The organism is Streptomyces sp. SM18 (assembly GCF_002910775.2).
GTDB lineage: Bacteria > Actinomycetota > Actinomycetes > Streptomycetales > Streptomycetaceae > Streptomyces > Streptomyces halstedii.
Genome location: NZ_CP029342.1, coordinates 1,903,478 through 1,922,518 on the forward strand (window position 1 = coordinate 1,903,478; position 19,041 = coordinate 1,922,518).

The 19,041-nt window shown below is 74.1% G+C and carries 18 protein-coding genes; 8 read left to right on the plus strand and 10 right to left on the minus strand.

Going from position 1 to position 19,041, the window contains the following annotated elements:
• Positions 1–7: 7 nt before the first annotated feature.
• From B9S64_RS08455 to B9S64_RS08470, 4 genes are all read right to left on the minus strand, one after another.
• Positions 8–1,285, minus strand: coding sequence for a bifunctional RNase H/acid phosphatase (locus B9S64_RS08455; protein ID WP_103489295.1), 1,278 nt, complete (start codon positions 1,283–1,285; stop codon positions 8–10).
• Positions 1,285–2,028: a zinc ribbon domain-containing protein gene (locus B9S64_RS08460; protein ID WP_228872213.1), complete on the minus strand. Its 744-nt coding sequence runs from the start codon at positions 2,026–2,028 to the stop codon at positions 1,285–1,287. The genes B9S64_RS08455 and B9S64_RS08460 overlap by 1 nt, the downstream gene beginning before the upstream one ends.
• Positions 2,025–2,861: a Nif3-like dinuclear metal center hexameric protein gene (locus B9S64_RS08465; RefSeq protein WP_103489297.1), complete on the minus strand. Its 837-nt coding sequence runs from the start codon at positions 2,859–2,861 to the stop codon at positions 2,025–2,027. The genes B9S64_RS08460 and B9S64_RS08465 overlap by 4 nt, the downstream gene beginning before the upstream one ends.
• A gap of 151 nt (positions 2,862–3,012) precedes the next feature.
• Entirely contained in the window at positions 3,013–4,053 is a 1,041-nt protein-coding gene (locus B9S64_RS08470; protein ID WP_103489298.1) for an ABC transporter substrate-binding protein, read from the minus strand.
• 879 nt (positions 4,054–4,932) lie between these two features.
• Between B9S64_RS08470 and B9S64_RS34915 the strand changes: the two genes are divergently transcribed.
• The 5 genes from B9S64_RS34915 (at position 4,933) to B9S64_RS08490 (ending at position 9,838) form a co-directional block, all read left to right on the plus strand.
• A complete protein-coding gene (locus tag B9S64_RS34915; protein WP_375153041.1) occupies positions 4,933–6,342 on the plus strand; it encodes a hypothetical protein in 1,410 nt (469 codons plus the stop codon).
• A 114-nt stretch (positions 6,343–6,456) separates the two neighbouring features.
• On the plus strand, positions 6,457–6,633 hold the full coding sequence (locus B9S64_RS34365) for a hypothetical protein (protein ID WP_181012153.1): 177 nt from the start codon (positions 6,457–6,459) through the stop codon (positions 6,631–6,633).
• A gap of 324 nt (positions 6,634–6,957) precedes the next feature.
• Entirely contained in the window at positions 6,958–7,911 is a 954-nt protein-coding gene (locus B9S64_RS08480; protein WP_103489352.1) for an ABC transporter ATP-binding protein, read from the plus strand.
• The gene (locus B9S64_RS08485; RefSeq protein WP_103489351.1) at positions 7,911–8,633 is read left to right on the plus strand and encodes an ABC transporter permease; all 723 of its coding nucleotides are present in this window, start codon (positions 7,911–7,913) and stop codon (positions 8,631–8,633) included. The genes B9S64_RS08480 and B9S64_RS08485 overlap by 1 nt, the downstream gene beginning before the upstream one ends.
• Before the next feature lie 11 nt (positions 8,634–8,644).
• Positions 8,645–9,838, plus strand: a complete 1,194-nt coding sequence (locus tag B9S64_RS08490; RefSeq protein WP_103489350.1) for a sensor histidine kinase — start codon at positions 8,645–8,647, stop codon at positions 9,836–9,838.
• A 76-nt stretch (positions 9,839–9,914) separates the two neighbouring features.
• Here B9S64_RS08490 and B9S64_RS08495 read toward each other — a convergent pair whose 3' ends face one another.
• Genes B9S64_RS08495 through B9S64_RS08505 form a run of 3 tightly spaced genes read right to left on the minus strand, consistent with a single transcriptional unit; the run spans position 9,915 to position 11,225 of the window.
• Positions 9,915–10,124: a DUF397 domain-containing protein gene (locus tag B9S64_RS08495; RefSeq protein WP_103489349.1), complete on the minus strand. Its 210-nt coding sequence runs from the start codon at positions 10,122–10,124 to the stop codon at positions 9,915–9,917.
• A gap of 58 nt (positions 10,125–10,182) precedes the next feature.
• Positions 10,183–10,392, minus strand: a complete 210-nt coding sequence (locus B9S64_RS08500) for a DUF397 domain-containing protein (RefSeq protein ID WP_103489348.1) — start codon at positions 10,390–10,392, stop codon at positions 10,183–10,185.
• Positions 10,389–11,225, minus strand: coding sequence for a helix-turn-helix transcriptional regulator (locus B9S64_RS08505; RefSeq protein WP_103489347.1), 837 nt, complete (start codon positions 11,223–11,225; stop codon positions 10,389–10,391). Before B9S64_RS08505 ends, B9S64_RS08500 begins: the two co-directional genes overlap by 4 nt.
• Before the next feature lie 105 nt (positions 11,226–11,330).
• Here B9S64_RS08505 and B9S64_RS08510 point away from each other — a divergent pair, with 105 nt between their 5' ends.
• Together B9S64_RS08510 and B9S64_RS08515 are read left to right on the plus strand one after the other, a co-directional pair.
• Positions 11,331–11,591 carry a hypothetical protein gene (locus tag B9S64_RS08510; protein ID WP_164345503.1) on the plus strand — a complete coding sequence of 87 codons (261 nt, stop codon included), beginning with the start codon at positions 11,331–11,333 and terminating at the stop codon, positions 11,589–11,591.
• A 148-nt stretch (positions 11,592–11,739) separates the two neighbouring features.
• Complete coding sequence (locus B9S64_RS08515) at positions 11,740–12,117, plus strand: hypothetical protein (RefSeq protein ID WP_103489345.1); 378 nt, start codon at positions 11,740–11,742, stop codon at positions 12,115–12,117.
• A 94-nt stretch (positions 12,118–12,211) separates the two neighbouring features.
• Here B9S64_RS08515 and B9S64_RS08520 read toward each other — a convergent pair whose 3' ends face one another.
• The 3 genes from B9S64_RS08520 to B9S64_RS08530 are packed head-to-tail and all read right to left on the minus strand — an operon-like array spanning position 12,212 to position 18,031.
• Positions 12,212–15,148, minus strand: a complete 2,937-nt coding sequence (locus B9S64_RS08520; protein WP_103489344.1) for a hypothetical protein — start codon at positions 15,146–15,148, stop codon at positions 12,212–12,214.
• Between the two features lie 2 nt (positions 15,149–15,150).
• Complete coding sequence (locus tag B9S64_RS08525; RefSeq protein ID WP_103489343.1) at positions 15,151–16,995, minus strand: HSP90 family protein; 1,845 nt, start codon at positions 16,993–16,995, stop codon at positions 15,151–15,153.
• A 52-nt stretch (positions 16,996–17,047) separates the two neighbouring features.
• Positions 17,048–18,031, minus strand: a complete 984-nt coding sequence (locus B9S64_RS08530) for a hypothetical protein (RefSeq protein ID WP_103489354.1) — start codon at positions 18,029–18,031, stop codon at positions 17,048–17,050.
• Positions 18,032–18,262: 231 nt separating this feature from the next.
• Between B9S64_RS08530 and B9S64_RS08535 the strand changes: the two genes are divergently transcribed.
• Positions 18,263–18,895: a response regulator transcription factor gene (locus B9S64_RS08535; protein WP_103489342.1), complete on the plus strand. Its 633-nt coding sequence runs from the start codon at positions 18,263–18,265 to the stop codon at positions 18,893–18,895.
• Positions 18,896–19,041 lie beyond the last annotated feature (146 nt).

Consider the following 19,041-nt stretch of genomic DNA (forward strand, 5'->3'; position numbering starts at 1 on the left):
AGCCCGGTCAGCCCAGGTGGGACGTGTCGTTCAGCAGTCGCAGCGAGGGGTTGCCGTCCGCGTAGTACGCCACCACCGAGAGGGAGGCCGGCGACAGCTCCATGCGGAACAGGGATTCCGGCGGGGCCCCCAGCGCCAGCCTGACCAGCGTCTTGATCGGCGTGACATGGGTGACCAGCAGCGCGGTGCGACCCGCGTAGGCGGCGACCAGGCGGTCGCGGGTGGCCGCCACCCGCTCGGCCACCTCCGTGAAGCTCTCGCCGCCGCCCGTGGGCGCCACCTCCGGGGAGGCCAGCCAGGCGCTCAGGTCCGAACCGAACCGCTCCCGCACCTCCGCGAACGTCAGCCCCTCCCACGCGCCGAAGTCCGTCTCGCGCAGCCCTTCCTCGATCCGGACCTCCAGGCCGAGCCGGTCGGCGACGGCGGCGGCCGTCTCACGGCAGCGGCGCAGTGGGGAGCTGACGATCTCCTGGACCGTGCCACGCTCGGCGAAGGTCTCCGCCGCGCGGGCGGCCTGGTCGCGGCCGATGGCCGACAGTTCGGGGTCGCTGCCGCCGCTGCCGGAGAACCGCTTCTCCGGGGTGAGGACCGTCTCGCCGTGCCGGAGCAGCACGAACGTGGCGGGCGAACCGAGATCAGGCGCACTCCCCCAGCCCACCTGCGGAGCCTGCGCGGCCTGCGGGACCTGCGGGGATTCCGGTGCTCGCGCGGGCGTCGGCGACGGGCGGGCGGCGGCCATCGCGGCCCGGACCTTGGCGGCGCCCGCCGCCGCGTCACCGGGCGGACCGGACGGCTCCGGTTCCGGGGCGGCACGCGGCGTGTCCAGGTCGGCCGTCGAGGACGAGGGCTCCCACTGCCCGCCCCGGCGCCCCGCGTCCATGGCCTCGTTGGCGAGCCGGTCGGCGTGCTTGTTCTCGGCGCGCGGGATCCATTCGTACGTCACGGAGGACGCGGGCAGGATCCCCGCGGCCCGTGCGGCGAGCGGCTTCATGTCGGGGTGCTTGATCTTCCAGCGGCCCGACATCTGCTCGACCACCAGCTTGGAGTCCATCCGGACCAGGACCCGCACGTCCGTGTCCGGGAACAGGTCCCGCACCGCCGTGAGACCGGCGATCAACCCCCGGTACTCGGCGACGTTGTTGGACGCGACGCCGATGAACTCGGCGGCCTCGGCGAGTACCTGCGCGGTGTCGGGGTCGATGACGACCGCGCCGTAACCGGCGGGGCCCGGGTTGCCCCGGGATCCCCCGTCGGCCTCGACGACCAGCTGGCGGGGAGCGGGCATTACAGGCCCGACTCCGAGGTACGGACCAGGATGCGGCGGCAGTTCTCGCACCGCAGCACGGTGTCGGGGGACGCCGCCTTCACGTCGTTGACCTCGGTGATGTTCAGTTCGAGGCGGCAGCCCTCGCAGCGGCGCTGGTACAGCCGGGCGGCGCCCACCCCGCCCTGCTGGGCGCGCAGCTTGTCGTAGAGCTTCAGCAAGTCGGCGGGGACGGCTCCGGCGACGACCTCGCGGTCCTTGGTGACGGTGGCGGCCTCGGCGTCGAGTTCCTGGGTGGCGGCGTCCCGGCGGGCGGTGGCGTCGTCCACCTTCGCCTGCACGGCGCCGACGCGTTCGGTCAGCTCGGTGACGCGCTCCTGGGCGGACTCGCGGCGCTCCATGATTTCGAGGACGACGTCCTCCAGGTCACCCTGGCGCTTGGCGAGCGAGGTGATCTCGCGCTGGAGGTTCTCCAGGTCCTTCGGCGAGGAGACCGCGCCGGAGTCGAGCCGCTGCTGGTCGCGCACGGCGCGCTGGCGGACCTGGTCGACGTCCTGCTCGGCCTTGGTCTGCTCGCGGCTGGTGTCGCTCTCCTCGGTCTGCGAGGCGACCAGCAGGTCGCGCAGTTGCGCGAGGTCGCTGGTGAGCGAGTCGATCTCGGCGTGCTCGGGCAGGGAGTTGCGCTTGTGCGAGAGCTGCGAGAGACGTACGTCGAGGGCCTGGACTTCGAGGAGTCGGATCTGGTCGGCGGGCGCGGCGTTCAGTTGGGGGCTCCAGAAGAGTGGTGGGTGGTCCAGGGGTCGGTGACCTGCTTCGAGACGTGGACCCGCAGGTCCCATCCGTGGCGGTCGGACAGTGCGTCGAGCTGCGCGGCGGCCTGCTCGCACCAGGGCCACTCGGTGGCCCAGTGCGCGGCGTCGACCAGGCCGAGCGGCGAGTGCTGGACGGCCTCGGAGGCCGGGTGGTGGCGCAGGTCGGCGGTGAGGAAGGCGTCCACCCCGGCGGCGCGTACGGCGTCGAAGAGGCTGTCGCCGGAACCACCGCTCACCGCGACCCGTCGCACGACGGCGTCCGGGTCGCCGGCCGTCCGGATGCCCTGCGCGGTGGCGGGGAGCCGGGCGGCGGCGCGGGCGGCGAAGTCGCGGAGGGTCTCGGGCCGGTCCAGTTCGCAGATCCGGCCGAGGCCGCGGCGGCCGCCGGGGTCGGTCGGGTCCGGTACGAGGGGGCCGGTCACGCGCAGGTCGAGTGCGCCGGCGAGGGCGTCGGAGACGCCGGGGTCGGCGGTGTCGGCGTTGGTGTGCGCGACGTGCAGGGCGATGTCGTGCTTGATCAGCCCGTGCACCACCCGGCCCTTGAAGGTGGACGCGGCGACCGTCGTCGTCCCGCGCAGGTAGAGCGGGTGATGGGTGACGATCAGCTGGGCGCCGAGGGTACGGGCCTCGTCGGCGACCGCCCCCACGGGATCGACGGCGAAGAGGACCCGGTCGACCTCGGCGTCCGGGTCGCCGCAGACGGTGCCGACCGCGTCCCATCCTTCGGCCCGCTCGGGGGGCCAGAGGACGTCGAGTTCGGCGATGACTTCAGACAGACGGGGCACGGGGAAAGGCTACCTGCCCCTGGTACCCCGTCGTCCCTGGCCGGGGCGAGTGACCCGGTCCGCGGCCCGTGGCCCGGCGGCGGGCGCCCTGCCCGGCCCGGGGCACCCCTTCACGGGGCCCCCGGGCCGGGCACGGAACGTCATGGACCGGCTACTTCACCAGGTCGGCGCGGAGGTCGTCCAGGACCAGGTCGGCGGAGGTGACGCCGAGGCCCAGGTACCAGGTCTCGTCGGAGACGTCCTTGGCGCGGCCGGCCTTGACCGCCTCCAGGTTCTTCCACAGCGGGTTGGACCGGGCGGTGTCGCGCTTGGTGGCCTTCGGGTCCCCGTAGACGCCGGTGAAGATCCAGTCGGCGTCGGCCTGGTCGATGTTTTCGGGGCTGATCTCCGCGGCGAGGTCGTCGATCTGCTGGTTCTTCGGCCGGGGCAGGCCCACGTCCTCAAGGATCGTGCCGATGAAGGAGGCCTTGGCGTACAGGCGGATGCGGTCCGGCAGGTAGCGGACCATGGAGATGGTCGGCTTGTCCGGGCCGATGTCCTCGCCCAGCTTCACGGCCTTCGCCTCGTAGGCGTCCAGCTCGGCCTTCGCCTCGGCGGACTTGTCGAGCGCGGCGGCGTTGAGGAGGTAGTTCTCCTTCCAGGTGAATCCCGGGCGGATGGAGAACACGGTCGGCGCGATCTTGGACAGCTCGTCGTACTTGTCGGCCGCGCGCAGCTGGCTGCCGAGGATCAGATCCGGCTTCAGCCCGGCGATCGCCTCCAGGTTGAGGTTGTTGATCGTGCCGACGTTCTTCGGGGCGCCCGCGTCCTTCTCCAGGTACGAGGGGATGGCCGCGTCGCCCTCGGAGGGGGCGTAGCCGACCGGCTTCACACCGAGCGAGACCACGTTGTCGAACTCACCGACGTCGAGGACGACGACGCGCTTGGGCGCCGCCTTGAGCTGGGTGGTGCCCATGGCGTGGGTGAGCGTACGGGGGAACTCGCCGGCCTTCGCGTCCGTGCCGTACTCCGCCGTCTTCTTCGCCGCGTCCCCGAAGTCCTTGCCGCCGGTGGCGACGGCGGCCTTCTTGTCGCCGCCCGCGGCGTCGGCCCCGCCCGCACCGCCGGCCCCGTCGTCACCGCAGGACGAGAGGGTGAGAGCGGCGGCTACGGCCAGGCCGACTGCGGCTGCGCCGCGGCGTCGAGGGGACATGTTCTGCTCCAGATCGGGGGGCACACAGGAAACGTTAAGGAAAGGCTCACCTTAGTCAGACAGATCATCCGCAGCACACTCACCCCCTGCCTCTCAGTCGATTCCGAACATCGCCACCCTTATGTGTGAAGTGCGGTGACTCTTGTTGTTCGGCAGGAAGTGCGATACCTAGCTTCGGTTGCCGGAGGTGACCGCAGGATGACTGCCTGTGCCGTCGAGAAGGAGACCGCCGGGGCCGCGAAGGCCGCCACGGCGCTGGAAGCCGCGTCCGGGCCGACGGAACCCGAGGAACCCGCCGAGCCCGAGGAACCCGGCACCGCCGGTACGCCGGGCGCCGAGGCGGCGCGCGGCGAACCCGGCACGAGCGCCGTGGTGAGCCCCGGCGTGGGCGCTGCCGTGGGCGCCGTGGTGAGCCCCGGCGCGGGCGCGACCGCCCGCGCGCCCGGGGCCGCCCCCCGTACCGGCGGCGGATGGACCCGGGTGGCCGCCGCCCCCCGCAGGGGCGGGGAATCCGGCACCGGCACCGACATGTCCACGGGCGCCGTACACCCCCCGGGCCCCGCACGGGCGCCCCAGGCGCCACGTCCCCACGCGCCCGCACCGCACCACCACCCCGAGCCGCACCACCGGCCGGAGCGGCCCGCGTCCGTCCCCCAGGCGCGCGCCGAGGCGCCCGTGCCGCACCCCCGCGCCGCCGAGGGGCACGGCCGGGCCGAGCCGTCCGACCGTCCCAGGACCGCCACCGGCCGTCCCGAGCCGCACCGTCCGGACGACACCCCGGGCTACTTCCGGGTGACCGTGGGGCCCGGGTCCGGCGGGGCCGCGACCTTCGGCGGGGCCGCCACGGCGCACGGCACCGACGCGGACGGGGTCGCCGCCGTGTCCGCCCGGCTCGGCGGCGACAGCCAATCCCTCGTGCCCCTCCCGCCCGGTTCGGCCACCCTCGCCCCGGCCGGGCCGCGTACGGCACCGCACCCGGCGGCCCCGCCCGCCGACACCCCCCGCCCCCATCCGGCCCACCCCGCCCCGCCACGGCCCGCCGCCCCGAGCACCGTCCCGCCCGCCGCCGCCCGCCCCGGCGCGGAGAGCCCGCGCCTCACCGGCGCGCCGGCGCCCGCCGCGGGCCACCGTGCCGCGCCGCTCCTCACCACGCCGGGCGCACGCCCCAGGCCGGACGTACGCCGGGTGCCGCCCGCCCTCGTCCTGGCGGCCGACCACGCCTACGCGGCCCGCCTCACCACCGCACCCGGGGGCCGGGAGGCCGTGGACCCCGCCTGGTACGCGGAGCGGTGGACGCTCGACGGCCCCGAGCCCTACGCCGTCCCCCTCCCCCTGGACCAGCCGGAGGAGGCCGCGTCGGATGTGCTACCGCTCTCCGACGGGCGTGTGCTGATCCGGCGTCGGGTGGCGGACCGGCACGCGTTCTCGCTGCTCTACCCCACCGGCCCCGGCACGGGCGAGCTTCCGCTCGGCGATCTCGCCTGCGGCGAGCTGACCTTGCTCCCCCCGTCCCCGGACGGGCTCAGCGCCTACGCCCTGGTGCCCGGGGACCGTTCCACCGCTGTCTGGCTGGTGGCGGGCGGGGCCTTCGGCCCGGAGCGGGTCGCGGAGGTACCGGGCCGGTGTTCGGGCGGTGTCTGGCTGGACCGGGAGGGGCGGCTGCTGGCGCTGGACCGGCGGTGGGGGCCCGGCTCACCGGTGAAGGCCGTCGCGGTGGACCTGGAGCGGGGCGGCGAGGTGACCCCGCTGCTCCAGATCGCCCCGGAGAGCGACGACCGGCTGCTGCTGGCCGATCCGGACAGCGGGCTGCTGCTGATCCGCTCGGACGCGCCCGGTGAGGACCGGCTCGGCTGGGGCGTGCTCGGCAGTTGCCTGCCGGTGCGCTTCCCGGAGTGCCTGCGCCTCCCGGACCTGACGCTGACCCCGTTCGCCGTGCAGCCCGGTCAGATGCTGATGCCGGAGAGCTGTGCGGTGGCCCTGCGGATCGACGGTCCGGCCGGTGGCTGGGTGGGGGTCTGGCGGCCGTCCGGACGCAGGCTGGTCCCGTACGCGGCGCCCGCCGGATGGCAGACCGGCTCCGGCTTCTGGTCCCGTGACGCCGTGCTGCACCTGCCGTACGCGCAGGACGGCGCGCCCTGTGGCGTGGCCCTGCTGGAAGCAGCGGCGGACGAACCCCACCAACCCGCCACGAACGGAACGGAACCGTCCGGGGCGGAGCCGACTCCTGGTCCGTGCAGGCCCGTTCCGCTCGGCGAGGCGCCCCTGATCCGTCGTGCGGTGCCTGGATAAACTCGGGTCCGCGCTGCGCAGCCGTTCCGTGCGGGTGCCGACGGTGACCGCGTCGGGGGACGGTGGCGGGGCTGCGACCCACACACCAGCGATCGCAACGGAGTGACTTCCCACATGTCTGAAGCCCGAACCGACACGACCCGGACGCGCCCGCCGGAGGCGGACGCGGAGCGGGCCGCAGCCGGCGGCTCCGGAAAGCACCGAGGGGGCGCGTCGGCGGAGAACGCCGCCGCACAGCCGAACGGCCGCCACCGGCGGCAGTCCGAGGGGGGTGGCAGCGCGGCGGCCTGAGCCGCGCCGACACGGTGTCCAGGGCCGTCCCGGTCGCACGACCGGGGCGGCCCTCGGCGTACCGGGGGCCGGCCGGCCCCCACGCCCCCAACCCCCGGCGGGCACCCAGGACATCTGTCACGGGTGACCGCGTACATGTGCCCCTGCCGCCCGGCCCGCACGCTCCGTAACGTCATCGGCATGACGCGGACAACGGGGAAACGGGCAGCGGGAATCCAGAAAGCGGCGGGCCAGGCAACGAGCACACCGGGAGCAAGGCCACCGGGAACAGGACCACAGGCAGCGGGAAGTCCGGCGGCGGACAGCACACCGCCCGGCCCCGCGGTGGTCTTCACGGCGGCGGTCAAGACGTTCGGTACGCCGGGCGGCACCGTCCGGGCCGTGGACGGTATCGACCTCACCGTGGAGCGCGGCGAGACGGTCGCCCTGCTGGGGCGCAACGGCGCGGGCAAGTCCACCACCATCGGGCTGCTGCTCGGCCTGGACACCCCGGACTCCGGCACCGTCCGGCTGCTCGGCCGCGACCCGGAGGCGGCGGTACGTGCCGGGCTGGTCGGGGCGATGCTCCAGGAAGGGCGCCCGATCCCCCGGGTGACGGTGCGGGAGCTGGTCGGCTTCGTCGCGTCCACCTATCCGCGCCCGCTGCCGGTGGCCGAGGCGCTCGCGCTGGCCGGGGTGGCGGCGTACGCGGACCGCCGTGTCGACAAGCTCTCCGGCGGCCAGACCCAGCGGGTCCGGTTCGCCGTGGCCCTGGCGGGTGACCCCGAGCTGATCGTGCTGGACGAGCCGACGGCCGCCCTGGACGTGGAGGCGCGCCGCGCGTTCTGGGAGTCGATGCGGTCGTACACGCGACGCGGTAACACGGTGCTGTTCTCCACCCATTACCTGGAGGAGGCGGACGAGAACGCGGACCGCATCGTCGTCCTGGACCGGGGCCGGATCGTGGCGGACGGCAGCGGAGAGGCCATCAGGGACGCGGCGGCCGAGAGGAGCGCGGCGGCCGGGGGCCAGGTCTCCGTCGATCTCCCGGACGACGGGGCGCAGGGGCTGGAGCTGCTGCCGGGCGTCCTCGCGGTCGAGGTACGCGGGGGCCGGGCCCTGCTGCGGACGGAGGATCCGGACGCGACCGTGGTGGAGCTGGCCCGGCTCGGCGCCGTACGCGGCATCGAGGTCGGCAGGGTGACGCTGGAGGACGCCTTCCTCTCCCTGACCTCGCCATCGCCCTCAACCTCGCCCTCGCCCGACGGGCGGGCCGGCCACCCGAAGGAGACCGTCTGATGTTCGCGTACGTCGTGCTGGAGATCCGGCGCACCCTGCGGGACACCGCGTTCCTGGTCCTCGGGACGGGAATGCCGGTGCTGATGTATCTGCTCTTCACCAACCTGGGCGGGGCCGGTGACTACGACGAGTGGAAGGCCGCGTCGATGGTCGGTATGGCGGCGTACGGGGCGCTCGTCTCGGCCATGTCCATCGGTACGGGCATCGCCTCGGACAAGTCCCTCGGCTGGCTACGGCAGTTGCGGGTCATCCCGCTGGGGCCCGGCCGGGCGGTGCTGGGGCGTGCGGTCAGCTGTGTGGTGACGGTGCTGCCGACCGTGGTGGCGGTGCTGCTGGCGGGGGCGCTGGTGAACGACGTGCGGCTGGCCGTGTGGCAGTGGGTGGTCCTGGTGCTGCTGCTGTGGATCGGCGCGCTGCCCTTCTGTCTGCTCGGCATCGGCAACGGATACCGGCTCACCCCGCAGAGCACGGGGGTCGTCAACATGGCCTGTCTGATGGGTTTCGCGGTCGTCGGCGGACTGTGGTTCCCGCTGGAGGCGTTCCCCGGCTGGCTGGGCTCGATCGGTGAGTTCACCCCGGCGTACGGCTTCGCGGAGCTCGGCCGGTCAACCGTGGCCGCGGAGCTCCCGACGGCCGGTCCGGTGGTGATGCTGGGCGTATGGCTGGTGGTGTTCGGCGCCTACGCGGTGGCCTCGTACCGTCGGTCCGCACGGACCGTGTGATCGGAGTGCCCATGTCCCTCGCAGCGCACCTCACCCGCCCCCCGAAGGGCCCCCGCCGTGGCAGACGGCTGCGGCGGCCGGGCCCTCCCGGGCCGTACACCCTGCTGCCGTGGCTGCTGCTGGGGCTGGGCGCCTTCTCCAACCTCTGGCAGGGCGAGACCCCGAACCCCTGGATCGGCGCCCTGGGGCTTCTCGCCTTCAACTCCCTTTATGTGTCGGTGGTGTTCCGGGGCTTCGATCGCCACAAGAGGGACAGCCCCACCTCGTACCGGCTGCTGGTCGCCATGGGCGCCATCACCTTCTCCCTCGCGATCGGCTACGGGGGGAACTGGCTGCTGTTCTTCCCGCTGCTCTCCCTGGCCTGCGGCACGATCCTGCGCGGCCGGTGGCTCGGGGCCGGGCTGATCACCCTGGCTCTGTGCGCGAGCGCCGTGGCCGCGTGGCGGGGCGACCACCCTTCCGAGTCGTGGACGATCGGCTACGGGACCTTCATCTCCGGCGCGGTGACGGCGGCGATCCTCACCCTGTCCGAGACGGTGATGGAACTGCGCGCCACGCGGCAGGAGTTGGCCCGGAGCGCGGTGGAGCAGGAGCGGCTGCGCTTCTCCCGCGACCTGCACGACCTGCTGGGGCACACGCTGTCGGTGATCGTCGTGAAGTCGGAGGCCGCGCGCCGGCTCGCTCCCCACGACCTGGACGCCGCGCTCGAACAGGTCGAGGACATCGAGTCGGTGGGGCGTCAGGCGCTGACCGAGATCCGGGAGGCGGTGACGGGCTACCGGGAGGGGAGCCTGTCCACGGAGCTGGAGCGGGCCCGCTCGGTCTTGACCGCCGCCGGGATCGAACCGGTGATCCGCCGCTCGGGCCCGCCGCTGGAGCCGGGGACGGAGACGCTGTTGGGCTGGGTGGCCAGGGAGGCGGTGACCAACGCCGTACGCCACAGCGGCGCGACCCGCTGCGTGTTCACGGTCGGCTCGACACCCGACCAGGTGCACCTGACCGTCACGGACGACGGCGCGGGCCCCGTGGACTCCGGCGCCACGGTGGGCGGTACGGGGCTGAAGGGGCTGGCCGAACGGCTCGCGGCCGTGGGCGGCTCGCTGGAGTCGGGTCCCGGCGCGGAAGGCGGCTTCACCGTCGAGGCGCGGCTCCCGCACGACACCGCGTACACGGGCCCGCGGGCGGCGGAGGCGGAGTGCGGCTGAGCGGGGGCCTCGCCCCGCCGCGCCCCGTCACGCGGCGCATGGCGGGGCGGGCGGGGGCCGTACGGAGGCCGACGCGTCAGACGGTGGAAAGCGCCTCGCCCCGGACGCCCGCCATGAACGCGGCGAAAGCCCCGGCGCCCACATCCAGCACCGGGCCGCCCGGACGCTTGGAGTCACGGACGGGGACCACACCGCGCGAGGCGGCCAGGTTGACGGCGACCTCGACACAGGCGCCACCGTTGTCGCTGTACGAGGAAGTGAACCAACGGGGAGATTCGGTCGTCACAGGATGCCCTTTCGTCGCTGACAGGACTGACAGGACTGACAGGTCGTGGCCGCCCCGCTCAGACGGTGCCGAACGCCCCCGCCCGGACGCCCGCCACGAACGACGCGAACGCACCGGAGGCCACACCGAGCACCGGGCCGCGCGGATCCTTGGAGTCGCGGACGGGGACCACACCGCGCGAAGCGGCCAGGTTGGTGGCGACCTCCACGCAGGCGCCACCGTTGTTGCTGTACGAGGACGTGAACCAACGGGGGGATTCGGTCGTCACGGGGTGCCCTTTCGCAGCTGGCGGATCATGGCCACGGACGACGCCTGGGAGGGCGCCTCGGCCTGTAACTGATGGTAGGCCGTCAACAGGGGGACAACGGAAGTGCTTTCCCGTTCGAGATGGCCTTGTTGGGCGGACTCGGCATATGACATCAGGGACCGGTCCGGCATCGTCAGTATGTAAAGCGGCAGGTCGAACGGACGCCGCTCCCCCATTTCGAACGGCACCACCTGGAACACGGTGTTCGACAGCCCGGCGAACTCCTCCAGTCGCTCCAACTGCACGTCCATGACCCCCGGTCCGCCAATGGGCCGCCGGATACAGCTCTCGTCCAGCAGCGCGAAGACCAGCGGCGGGCTGGACCTGACGAGCGCGGTCTGTCGTTCCGCGACGAGCGCCACCCGTTCCCTCGCCTGGTCGGCCGTGATCGCGCCCCGCTTCACCGCGCTGTCCGCGAGTACGGAGGCGTACTCCGGGGTCTGGAGCAGGCCGGGCACGACGCCCACCTCGTACAGCCGGATCTCGGCCGCCCGGCCCTCGTACCCGACGAACTCGGGGAATCCCTCCAGCAGGCTGCCGTGCCGGATCTCGCGCCAGGCCCGCTCGAAGGTGTCGGCCATACCCCCCGTACCGAACACGCGATCGAGGCCCCGCACGAGACGCAAGGTCGGAAGCTTGCGCCCGGTTTCGACGGAGGAGAGGTGGGTGCCGGAATAGCCCACCTGTTCCCCCAGCCCCTCCTGCGTCCAGCCCAACTCTTCGCGTGCCACGCGCAGACGTGCGCCGAAGGCCGCCTGCGGGCTGCTGTCGGGGTTCAAGTCCTTACGGTTCACCGGATGACCACCAACTGTCCGTCCTCAACTGACACGTTGAACGGTCCTCGACTCTAGGCCACGCTGACCGCCCCGGTAGTCGCGTCACTACGGAGAGGAACGGTCGTGGCCGACAGCATCGCCCCGTCCAAGGAGCCGGAACCCCCGCGTGTCCCCGAGCGCGGCACCCTCGTGGTGGACACCACCAGGGGTGACCTGGTGGGTGAGTTCCGAGGGGTGGCCGGGCCGTACTGGTCGCTGCGGCCCATACGCGGCGGGCCCGAATGGGAGGTGGACCCCGCGCACGTCCGCCTCGCCGGTGCCGGGGAACGCCTGCGCGCCGAGACCGCCCGCGCGAACGCCCGGAGCCGGGGAGCCGTGCTGTGACCGGCCTCCACCCGAGCTGCGCCGGTGACGCTCCGTGAGCGGAGATTCACCGGAAGGTGTCATGCCCGCCCTGCCCGTCACGCCCGGTCCCGCGCGCCGTCTGCCCGACCGGGCACCCTGTCCCGCCCCACCGACGAAAGCCGCACCCGTGAACCAGTGCACCGGCTTACTGTTCCTCCCGCCCCCGGACCATGTCGCCCGGCTGGCCACCCCTGACCGCCCCATGGAGGCCGGGTACGTCCTGTGCGAACTCGGGGAGGGGCACGGGGGCGTCCACGCGGGCGCGTTGTGGGATGACGACGCGAACGACGGTGCGGTGTGGGCGTGTTGGGACGGGGACGGCAGATGCCTCGCGGGGCTTCCCTGGTGCCCCGCGACCACCGGCGGGGGCGACGCGTGCGGCCTGTTCGCCGGCCATCCCGCCGGACACTCCTGGGAGGTGGTGGACCCGACCCAGGAGGCGGTCCTGGCCCATCTGGAGCGGGAGCACCCCCATCCGTGGCGACGCCAGGACGGGGCGGGTTGAGGCCCGCCGTACGGTCACCGCCCGAGCGGGACGCGGGGTGGCCGCCCGGGACCAGCGCGCGGAGTGGCCGCCCGGACCACCCCGCGCGCCCCTGTCACTCCTCGTCGCGCAGCCGGGCCGCCAGCGCTACCAGCGGCTCGCTCTCCTCGGTGTGGCCCAGGGCGGTCAGACGGGAGACCGCCGCGTCCAGGCGGCTGAGGGCGGCAGCGGTGCGCTCCAGGTAGACGCCCTCCACCGCGCCCGCGAGCCGGACGCACTCGGCCCACTCTCCGGCGCGGTCCTTCTCCTCCCCCGGCTCGCCGAGCAGCGCGAGGGCCTTCTCCAGGGCGGCCAGGGAGTCCTCGTGGGCGCCGGCGTAGGCGTTGACCCGTCCGTGTTCGTAGGCCAGGGCGCTGTCCAGGGAGCGGCCCCGGGCCTCGTACCCGGCGGTGCGGGCCTCGTCGGCGATCCGGCCGGCGTCGGCGAGGTAGGCGAGGGCGTCGGCCAGACCGTCGGCGCCCTGCCGCTCGGACTGGAGGCGGGCGAGTTCGCGCAGGCAACCGCTGAGCTGCTCGTAGCGCGGGGACCGTGCGTGGGCGGCGAGCGCCTGGTCCGCGGCCTGCCGGGCCCGGCCGAAGTCACCGGTCTCACCGAGGAGTACGGCCGTCTCCGCGGCGATCATGGCGTGGCTGGCCGGGTCGTCGTCCCAGCCGGCCGACTCGGCGGCGAGGGCGACGAACTCCACCGCGGCGGCCTTGAGGTCCTCCCCCGCGTGCAGTGCGCGGGCCCGGGTCAGGCGCAGTTGGGCCACGAGCCGGTCGTCCAGCTCTCCGGCGGCGACGTCCGGCTCGGCCAGGAGGGAGTCGAGCAGGGCGATGCAGTCCTCGACACGGCCCAGGTCCAGGCTGAGCTGGGCGGCGCTGCTGTACGCGCAGTACGCGTCGGTCCGGCTGCCGTTGCGCAGGTCCGCCTCCGCCGCGCGCGTCAGGTGGCGCAGGGCCTCCTCGGGGCGGCCCAGGTGCATGCAGGCCTCGGCCAGAGCGCCGTGGAGACGGGCGGTGTCCACCAGGTCGGCCGGCCAGTCGGCGGCCCGTCGCAGTGCCTCGGCCAGGTCGTCGTACGCCGCCCGCGCGTCCCGGAGGCCGAGCTGGACGCTGCCGCGCAGCCCGAGCGTGCGGGGCAGGTGCCAGGCGGGGCCGTCCGTCCTCAGCCGGGCGAGGAGGGCGTCGACCTCGGTGAGCGCGGCGGGCAGGTCACCGGAGAGGGCGTGCGTGTTGGCCCGCAGCAGCCCGGCGCCGGAGATCTGGACGAGGACGCCGTGCCGGGTGGCGAACTCCTGGAGCAGGTCCGCCTCGGCGAACACCGGCGCGATGTGTTCCTGGCTGCCGGACGTCTGGAGGCGCAGGCCGAGCGCGGTCGCGCGGAGCCGCAGCAGCCGGGCCTCCTGGTACGGGGCGAGGCCGGATGTCTCCTCGTGCAGACGGACCATGGTGGCGTGGGCGGCGGTCAGCGCGGCGGTCTTCGCCTCGGCCCCGTCGTCGGCGCCTTCGGCGGGGATCTCGGCGGTGGCGAGCAGGGCGCAGGCGCGGGCGAGCGCGGCGTGCCCCGGGGCCCCGGCGTCCTCGTACAGGCCCGCCGCCTCCTCGTGCAGACCGGCGGAGTCGGCGTGCGCGTCCTTCTCGCCGGCCAGGGTCGCCTCGTCGTCCAGCAGGTCCGCGCGCAGGCGGAGGAGCGGGCCCACGGCCGGGTCGTCGGGGTGGGTGTAGTCGCGGGCGGCGACGAGCGTACGCAGCCGCGCCCAGCAGGCCTGGGCGTCCGGGTGCCCCTGCTCGTCCAGCTCCCGCGCCCGGACCACGAGCGCGGGCAGCGACTCGGGGACGGCGGGGGCCGTACCGGCGGCGGGCTCGGGCGCCGGGGCGGCCGGGGCCATCTCGTCGAGGCCGCGGGTGCGCAGGGTCAGTTCCAGCGCGTCCAGGAGCGGGGCGCGGTCGAGGCGGGCGCGGCGGCGGTCGGTGTGGGTGGCGGTTCCGTTACGGGCGTCGAAGCGGGCGGCGAGGTCGTCGGCCCGGTCGCGCACCTCGGCGCACAGACCGGCCACCGTCCAGGTGCGGCCCGCGTATCCGGCGGCGGGCAGTGAGCCGTGGCCGAGGAGTTCGACGCGGCGGAGGAAGACCTCCACGCCGGTGAGGAAGTCGAGCAGGTCCAGCGGCGAGTCCACCTCGTCGAAGAGGTTGCGGTTCTCGGCGAGGAGTTCCAGGCCGCGCGCCTCGTTGCCGGTCAGCGCGCAGAACTCCAGGTGGCGGCCGACCTCCCCGGCCATCGAGGGGTTGCGGCGGCAGGCCCGGTAGCCGGAGAGGTGCAGTGCGCGGGCCTCGTCGGCGCGGCCGGTGCGCAGCAGGGGCAGCAGTGCGTGGGAGATGGAGCGGGCCGGTTCCTCCTGGCAGGACTCCTTGCCGGCCAGGACGGGTTCCCAGGCGCGCAGCGCCCGCTCGTCGTCGCCCGCCGCGAGGTGGTGGAGGGCGCGCTCGCAGGTCTCGCAGGCCTCGCAGTCGCTGAGCGGGGTGCGGGTGCGGGCGGCCCACAACTCGTAGGCCAGGGTGGTGTCCTCGCCCCGGTGGGCGGCGAGCTGGTACGCCTGCCCGTAGTAGGGCTGGAGGTCCAGTCCGGCCTTCTCGTAGCGGTCGCGCATCTCCGTGAGCCACTGGCGCAGGCTGGCCAGCGGTATCTCGGGCAGCGCCCGCAGGGCGTTGGCCACCCACTTGAACCGCCAGAACAGCTGGTGGCGCAGGCGTGCGTCGAAGACGTCGGGCTGCTCGTCGAAGAGGGTGAGCAGGCGGGCGAAGACGACGGGCGATTTACGGGGTTCGGAGCCGTAGGTGTACGCCTCCTGGAGTTCGAGGAGGGCGTGGGCGAGCGGGACGGGTTCGTCGAACCGCTCGGCGGCTTCGACGAGTTCCTCGGCGGTGACGGTGCGGGTGCGGCCGTAGGGGCGCCCGTCGTTGTCCTGGAGCGCCTGGTACAGCTCGTCGGTGGTCTGGGGTGCGGTCGGCATCGTCAGCTGTCCTTGCGGAGGGCGTGGGCGAGGAGGTCGAGGAAGGAGCGGTTGATGAGGCTCGACTCGGAGGGTCTGAGGGGGCGCCGGGAGAGCAGCGCGGCCTGCCCGTAGAGGGCTTCGGCGCTGGTCCGGGCGAGTTCGGGTTCGTCGATGGCGACCGCGGTGCGGACCAGCGGGTTGAGCTGGTTGAGGATCAGCTGCGCCCGCGGGGCCTCCTGGCTCAGGGCGCCCAGGATGTCGCCCCACAGACCGCCCTCCTGCTCACGGGCGATCTGGGAGCGGGTGCGCTCGTGCCGGGCCTCGCGGCTGTCGACGAGGAGGGCGGGGGCGGAGGCGGGCTGGAAGGCGCGGAGCGCGACGTCGCAGTCGAAGACGGCGAGGGCGTCGCGGGCCTGGGCGACATAGGCGGCGGCCGCCAGTTCCGTGTCCCGGTCCACGGGGTCGAGGTGGGCGGTGAGGGTCGCCGGGTCGAGGTCGGCGACGGTGGCCTCGGGCCTGATCTCGGGCAGCCGGTGGACCAGTTCGCGGTCGTAGGTGTAGCCGCCGTTGACGACGCCGAGTCCGGCGGCCGAGGCGATCGCGGCGACCTGCCGGAACTCCTCCACGCTCGACGTCACGAGCACGGTGCGGTGGGCGCGGGCGAACGCGTCGAGGGTGGTGTGCCCGTCGGTGGTCTCGAACGGCAGCCAGGGCAGCAGCATCCGCAGGATCTCGTCGTCGTGCACGGCGAGCGACTTCACGGCCAGGTGGTGGGCCTGGAGGAAGCGGGTGAGCAGGTCCGGGTCGCTGGCGGCGGCCCGGCTGATCCAGGCGCGCAGCCGCTCGGCGAGGGCGTCGCGGACGGCGGCGAGGGTGTCGTCCTCGTAGAGGGACTCGCGGGACGCCGTGGGGCGCAGGCTCTCGGCGTCGATGACGCAGCGGACGAAGAACGCCCATTCGGGCAGGATCTCCTCGGCCTGCTCGGAGAGCAGCATGCCCTTGACGTGCACCCGGTGGCCGTGGCGGCGTCCGGCCGGGACCGCCTCGGGCAGGACGCAGGCGATGCCCTTCAGCCCGACGGCCGGCAGGTCGAGGTCGATGGTGTCCAGCGGGGTGAACCCGAAGACGTCCTCGCCGTACGCGGCCAGTGCGCGGGAACGCGTCCCCGGCGTGGGGTACGTCCGGGCCCAGGGGGCGGGCTCGGGGTTGACGGACGCTCCCGGACCGCCGGTGCCGTCGTCGAAGGTCACCGGGTGGCGCAGCAGGGAGCCGAAGTGCCGGGCCAGTGCGTGCACCCGCTCCGGCCGGGTCCATTCGCCTGCGTCGGCGCGCGGGGTCAGGGTGACGGTGGTGCCGGGCGCGGGGCGGGCGGCGGCGGGCAGGGTGCGGACGGTGTAGCTGCCGTCGCCGCGTCCCCGCCATTCCACGGTGGGCGCGTCGGGGGTGCGGGCGGAGCGGCTCACGACGTGGATCTCGTCGGCGACGAGGAAGCAGGAGAGCAGGCCGATCCCGAACTGGCCGATGAAGTCGGCGCGTTGCTCAGCGATCCGTTCGGCGCGCTTGCTGCTGCGGCCGATCGTGGCGAGGAAGGCGTGGACGTCGGCCTCGGTGAGGCCGACGCCGTCGTCCTCGACGCGTACCACCGAGGCGTCGGCGTACAGGCGGATACCGAAGGCGTCGGCGGGGGCGGCCGGGTCGAGGCCGTGCCGGGCGGTCAGCGCGTCCACGGCGTTCTGCAGGAGTTCGCGCAGGTAGACGCGCGGGCTGGAGTAGAGGTGGTGGGAGAGGAGGTCGACGAGGCCGCGCAGGTCCACCTGGAAGGTGTGGTCGGCGGCCGGGTTCGCGGCGGGGTCGGGCAGAGTCATCGGGCAGTCCGAGGTGGGAGGGCGAGAGGGGCGGGGCGGGGCCGGTGTGCGTTCAGCCGCGCTGTCGGCGGGCGAACTCCTTCTCGGGCTCCGCGAAGTAGGTCCAGGGCCAGCTGGTGTAGGCGCCGTCGAGCTCCTGGAAGACGCGGCGGACCGTGTGCCGCTCGTCGGCCAGCGACAGGGCCATGGCGAACAGGTGCAGGTCGTGCCGCCAGCTCGGGCCGCGCACATGGCCGGGGTGGAGGACGCTGTGATCGGCGGCCGCCCGCAACTCGGCCTGGACCTCCGGGTTTTCGAGGACGTGCGCGTCGTCCGACTCGACCCATTCCTCGATGTGGGCCATGGCGATCACACAGCCGAGCCGGTGGCCCTGCGGGGCGCGGGCGAGCGCGTCGCGGGCGAACTCCAGGGCCTGGCCGGGCTCGCCGCTCCACCGGGGCTGGAGCTGGGACACCCAGGCGAGGTGGGTCTCCAGGTCGAGCGGGTCGCGGCGCAGGGCGGCGTCGAGCCGGGTCTCCGTGACGGCGCGGTCCAGCGACATGCCGCGGCCGGAGGTGAGGAGCTGGCTCCACGGCGTGACCCAGTCCGGCCGCGCCTCGGCGGCCTCGAACAGGTGCTTCTCGGCGATGCGGAGCCGCTCGTGGAAGATCCGCCACTGGTCCTGGGTGACGTGCACGGCACGCTGGGCGGTACGCGCCTCCCAGCCCCAACTGATGTGGCGGGCACCGGATATGAGCAGGGCGGTCGCCCGGTGCTCCTTGTCCTCCTCGACGGCCCGGCCGATCCAGTCCTGCACGCCGTCCAGTTGGGCCAGCTCGGCCAGCACCTGGTGGTCGCGGCCGAGGTCGAAGGGGGCCAGTGCCGCCTTGACGCCGTCCCAGTCGCCCGCGTCGGCCGACTCCACCAGGTCGAGCACCCGCGTGTCCCCGAGGGCGCGCAGCGTGTACGTCCCGTTCTTCTGTCTGCGCGGGACGGGGAGGGCGTACGGATCCGCCGTCGGTCTCTCCCGGCCCCCACCGAACAGCTTGCCGAACATGCCGTGCCTCCCCTGGTCCCGCGTGATCGTCGGGTGCAGCATAAGCGGACCCACCGACATCGCTTCCACAGGGTATTCACGGGTACTTCACGATTCCGAGGGCGTGGTTCCGGTCCCGCTTCCGGCCGTCCTCCGGCCGTCTCCCGGCCGTCCTCCGGCCGGTGCGCGGGGAGCGCGTCCGGGTCCGGACCACCGCCGCCCCGCCCGCCTACGCTGTCTCCCGTGACCGAAATGCCGCAGGACCACCGCCCCGCCAGGTCCGTCCGCGTTCTGCTCGCGGAGGACCAGGGCATGATGCGCAGCGCGCTGGCCCTGCTGCTGGGCATGGAGCCGGACCTTGAGGTGGTCGCGCAGGTCGCGGCCGGGGACCAGATCGTGGGCGCGGCGCTCACCTCACGCCCCGACGTGGCCCTGCTGGACATCGAACTGCCGGGCCTCAGCGGCCTGGACGCCGCCGCCGAGCTGCGCACGGAGGTGCCCGACTGCCGGGTGCTGATCCTGACGACGTTCGGCAGGCCGGGCTATCTGCGGCGGGCGATGGAGGCCGGGGCGGCGGGGTTCCTGGTGAAGGACGGGCCCGTGGAGGACCTGGCGAAGGCGATCCGGCGGGTGCTGGCCGGGGAGACCGTGGTCGATCCGGCGCTGGCCGCGGCGGCCCTGGGCGCGGGCCCGAGTCCGCTGACCGCCCGGGAGCGGGACGCGCTGAACGCCGCCGTGGACGGGGCGACGGTCGCGGACATCGCGGCGAAGCTGCACCTGTCGGAGTCGACCGTACGGAACTACCTGTCGTCCGCCATCGGCAAGACGGGGACCCGCAACCGCATGGAGGCGGTACGGGCGGCCCGTCAGCAGGGCTGGCTCTGAGCCGGGGCCCCGCGCGCGCCGACGAGACCGGCCCCGCGACCTGACCACGCGCCGACGAGACCGGCCCCGGCGACCTGACCGCGCCGACGAGAACGCACCGATGACCCGCCCGCGGGCCGGCCGCCGTCTTCCGCCCGCGCCGACGA

Coding starts and splice junctions, on each gene's coding strand:
- B9S64_RS08535 (WP_103489342.1), top strand. CDS start 18,263: ATGCCGCAGGACCACCGCCCCGCCAGGTCCGTCCGCGTTCTGCTCGCG.
- B9S64_RS08455 (WP_103489295.1), bottom strand. CDS start 1,285: ATGCCCGCTCCCCGCCAGCTGGTCGTCGAGGCCGACGGGGGATCCCGG.
- B9S64_RS08525 (WP_103489343.1), bottom strand. CDS start 16,995: ATGACTCTGCCCGACCCCGCCGCGAACCCGGCCGCCGACCACACCTTC.
- B9S64_RS08520 (WP_103489344.1), bottom strand. CDS start 15,148: ATGCCGACCGCACCCCAGACCACCGACGAGCTGTACCAGGCGCTCCAG.
- B9S64_RS08530 (WP_103489354.1), bottom strand. CDS start 18,031: ATGTTCGGCAAGCTGTTCGGTGGGGGCCGGGAGAGACCGACGGCGGAT.
- B9S64_RS08470 (WP_103489298.1), bottom strand. CDS start 4,053: ATGTCCCCTCGACGCCGCGGCGCAGCCGCAGTCGGCCTGGCCGTAGCC.
- B9S64_RS08485 (WP_103489351.1), top strand. CDS start 7,911: ATGTTCGCGTACGTCGTGCTGGAGATCCGGCGCACCCTGCGGGACACC.
- B9S64_RS34365 (WP_181012153.1), top strand. CDS start 6,457: ATGTCTGAAGCCCGAACCGACACGACCCGGACGCGCCCGCCGGAGGCG.
- B9S64_RS08490 (WP_103489350.1), top strand. CDS start 8,645: ATGTCCCTCGCAGCGCACCTCACCCGCCCCCCGAAGGGCCCCCGCCGT.